Here is a 3,828-nt window from a genome sequence, read left to right on the forward strand (position 1 = left end):
GCACCTCGTGCTGCGGGCGTAGTTCAGAGGTAGAACGTCAGCTTCCCAAGCGGGAACGACGAGCGCTCCAAAGCCCGGAAATCCTCGACAACTCAATCGCTTCCGATTGCTTCAGCAGTATCTTCGTTCGCGTCTTCACGCGAGAAAGAGTCAGCTACTTTCTTTCCAGATCGGGCCGGACGTCCGGGCTTGGCCTTTTTCTTCATCTCGATTTTCGGCCTGCTACGATAGCGCAAATGTTCAGGTAGCGCGGCCCGATACTGCGCTTCGGCGTCACCGGGCTGACGGCGGCCCTCGACGACGTCGGCGACATACCCCTGCCAGACCCGCAGCGCGGTCAGCGCGGAGGCCGAGGGGCCGGACTGGTCGTAGGTCGCCACCAGCTTCCCCTTCCCGCTCACGTGGTTCAGCGCAGCCTCGGCGTCGGGCTCCGGCACCTTCAGGTAGGTGAGCCCGGTCCGCGCCGTCCGGCGGAGGTCGTGCCATGTCCAGTGCTGGACGCCCGACGCCTCGACCAATCTGCGCAGCAGCTTGCCGTTGCCGGTGAACCCGCTGCCGGGGGACCGCCCGAGCAATCTCCACGCATCGCCGATCTGGCCGGTGTCCTTCGGCCAGACGAGCCGTAGCTCAGCCTGCGCCAACGCCTCGAACGGCACGATGTGCTCGCGTCCGTTCTTGGTCCTTTCCCCGGGGATCACCCATATCGCGCCGTCTGCGACGATCTCGCCGGTGCTGATGTCGGCGACTTCGGAGACGCGGCATGCGGTCAGGAGCAGCAGCCTCGTGAATGCGCGGAGCTTCGGCGGCTCCCGCTCGGCGGCCCGCCAGACGGCCAGCCACTCATGGTCGTCGAGCACCCGAGTGCGAGGGGTGACATGCGGGGCGATGAGCTTCCTGCCCCGCCGGGGCAGCGGATGGGTTTCAATCCAGCCCATGGCCTCGGCGTATCCCAGCCACGACGACACGGCCGTGTATAAAAAGGCGCCCGCCCCGGGTTTCTCCCGCGCTACCTTCGCCAACAGCCCGGTCCACGTCTCACGGCGAACATCGCGCAGCGGCTGCCCCCGGAGGCGCTGAGGGATGTGGACGCGCAGCGCGCTGGCGACCCGGGAGGCGTAGGTCCGCGACCACGCATCCTCGACGGTGTAGATGCGCGCCCGCTGCCAGTCCGCCAGTGCGTTCTCGACGGTGATGGCGGCGGATGCTGCGCGACGAGCATCCCGGGCAGCACGGCGTTCGCCCACCGGGTCACGGCCTTGCTGGACGGCGCCGAGTTGGATTAACGCCTGCCGTCGAGCATCGACGACGCGCAGCGCCGGGTGCTCGCCCAACTTGATCGACGTGCGGCTACCCGACGACGTCCATGCCCGGACAGACCATGTCGCGCGTCCGCTCGGCAGCAGGCGCAGCACGAGGCCGCGCACGGCGTCGTCCCATAGGTCGAGCACCCGCGTGCGGGTTTCGCGCTGGAGGTCGGTGATGACCGCTTCGGTGATGGTGACGCGCACGAGCTACTGCGCGATCTGCCCGATGACGTGGTGACGGGGGATGGCGGCAGTGATCCGAATCATGCCGGACACCATGCCAGCCGGATGTCCGAGAAACGGTATGCCAAAAGCCGATGCCGAAATCCGGCCAATCGGCGCCGGTTTGGCAAACGTTGGGACGACGCTGCTGACGGCCGTATCAGTAACCCCATTGCGGAAGCTTGACGATGTTGAGCACCTTCGACCTGCGCGCGCACTTCACCACGTCAGGAGAGTGACAATGGCGACTAGCTGGATCGAGGATGAACAGTGCATTTGTGGCGCCCATAACCGGCTCCGATGGACGGCCGCCTACGGACCCGCGAACGAAACCCTGTCAGCCAGATGTTCGGTCTGCAAAGAGATCATAGCAACAAAGGATGACGTTTTCAGCGTCAAAGTCGTGAGAATGCCTGCGGTGATTCGTCGTCGGCTGGCGGAGAAACGTGCTCTGGAGGAGGCCGCACAACCGAGAGGGCCCCGTATCCGTCAGTGGCGTTTCGCGGTGATGTAGGTCGGACTACTGACCACCCTGACCAATGATGTGGTCAGGGTGGTTGCCCCTCCACGCATCGGTGTGACACCGATCTACGACGGGCGTTGCAGATGAAGTCTCACGGCATCGACAACGCAGAAGGAAATCGACTTCAGATGATCTACTTCGGCATGAGGCGCGTCCTCGACGGAGAGGTTCGTCGACAGATGCAGCGGACGTGCCGCCCAAGGACCGCGTCGGCGATCCGCTTCTCGGCGATCAGCGGATCAGCGTGAACTTGTCGACCGCGCCGCACTGGTCGCACCGGTTGACCGACGTCGTCTCCCGCCCGGGTTTGTGGTGGCAGTGCCAGACGTTGCCGCACTTGTCGCACTTGCGCAGCGTCGTGCTTACCTTGCACCACTGACAGACGGCCATGCTGATCTCCTCCGATTCATTGCGGCGACCGCGTCATGTGGCGCCGGAGATGGCGCTCACCCTGCCATACGGTGATCCGGAAAACGGTCTGCCGAATTTCGGGCCACGGCGTTGCGCAGCACGTCGAGCGCAGGAATCACCGACACTAAACGGGCCTGTCGTGGAGGGCTGGCGGAGGTCAGCCCGGGATCACATCCGACCGCTTGAGAACTCAGTCGGTGGCTGGGCTCAAACGTGGTCGCGCGACACGCTGAACTCGGCATCGTCTCCGATCAAGTCCTTGGCACCCCTGAACCAATCCATCGGCTCGCCATCAACGCTGCCGTTCCATCCGATGGAGCCCATGCTGCGGCTGGAGTTGTCGGACCCGATGCCGCTCTCGTAGTAGGTCTCCGTCACGTCGAACTCGATGCCCTCGTCCGACACCCGCACGGTGTAGAGCGCGCCGCTTTCGACACCGCCGTCCTTGGCTCGAAAGCCGAGGGTGAGGCTGACGGTGATGGCGACCTCGTGCGCGCCGCCGTCACAGGCAAAGCCGCTCAGCGCGTCGATGACTTCGCCGAGCCCGATCAGGTCCGATCCAGTCTGCGCCATCGGCACGAGAAGCCAGACGAACTCCTCCAGCCTCTGCCGGTATTCGGTCGCCGAGTAGCTCATGCCGCCTGTTCCAGATTGCCCCGGCCTCCCGGCACGTGCCGGTAAAGCGTCGAGGGGCTGATACCAAGCTGCGCCGCCACCTCTGCCGCCGTCATCTCGCCGCTCCGCAGCATCGCCTTGGCAGCCCGGACCTGAGCCTCGTTCATCGACGGAGGACGCCCACCACGACGCCCACGTGCCGCTGCTGCGCGCAGCCCGGCCTTGGTCCGCTCCACGATGATCTCGCGCTCCATCTCCGCCAGCGACCCGAGCACATGAAACAGGAACCTGCCGCTCGTGGTGGAGGTGTCGATGCCCTCGGTCAGGCTGATCAGGCCGACTTCGCGCTGGCGCAGCGTCTCCGCCATGTCGATGAGATGCCGCAGGCTGCGCGCCATGCGATCCAGCCGCCAGCAGATCACCTGCGAGCCGGGCTGCACCGCGTCGAGCAGCTTGCGAAGCTCGGGCCGGTCCGCCCGGGAACCCGAGGCGGTCTCGACGTAGATGTGCTGGCACCCGGCCTGCCGCAGCGCATCCATCTGCAAGTCATGGCTCTGCGAGACGTCGCTCACGCGGGCATACCCCAGTCGGATCATCCAGTTCTCCCAGAACTCATCGCTCCGCAGGTAATTGCGAAGGCGGTTCTAAGATAAGGTATCGCGACAGTATGTCAGCCGGATTCTACAGCCATCGACCCGACTCAATGGCGAGACCTATTCGCGACTGATGCCTCTTTGACGAATACGACCGTAT

The 3,828-nt window shown here is 64.9% G+C and carries 4 protein-coding genes; all 4 read right to left on the reverse strand.

The genetic code is table 11. From position 1 onward, the window contains the following. Positions 1-92: 92 nt before the first annotated feature. The gene (locus G3576_RS32690; RefSeq protein ID WP_164698309.1) at positions 93-1,508 is read right to left on the reverse strand and encodes a tyrosine-type recombinase/integrase; all 1,416 of its coding nucleotides are present in this window, start codon (positions 1,506-1,508) and stop codon (positions 93-95) included. Between the two features lie 772 nt (positions 1,509-2,280). Continuing rightward, entirely contained in the window at positions 2,281-2,439 is a 159-nt protein-coding gene (locus tag G3576_RS30820; protein ID WP_164698310.1) for a hypothetical protein, read from the reverse strand. A 228-nt stretch (positions 2,440-2,667) separates the two neighbouring features. Continuing rightward, entirely contained in the window at positions 2,668-3,096 is a 429-nt protein-coding gene (locus tag G3576_RS30825) for a hypothetical protein (protein ID WP_164698311.1), read from the reverse strand. After that, the gene (locus G3576_RS30830; RefSeq protein ID WP_207623123.1) at positions 3,093-3,671 is read right to left on the reverse strand and encodes a recombinase family protein; all 579 of its coding nucleotides are present in this window, start codon (positions 3,669-3,671) and stop codon (positions 3,093-3,095) included. Before G3576_RS30830 ends, G3576_RS30825 begins: the two co-directional genes overlap by 4 nt. Between the last annotated feature and the right edge of the window lie 157 nt (positions 3,672-3,828).

The organism is Falsiroseomonas algicola (assembly GCF_011040385.1).
Lineage (GTDB): Bacteria > Pseudomonadota > Alphaproteobacteria > Acetobacterales > Acetobacteraceae > Falsiroseomonas > Falsiroseomonas algicola.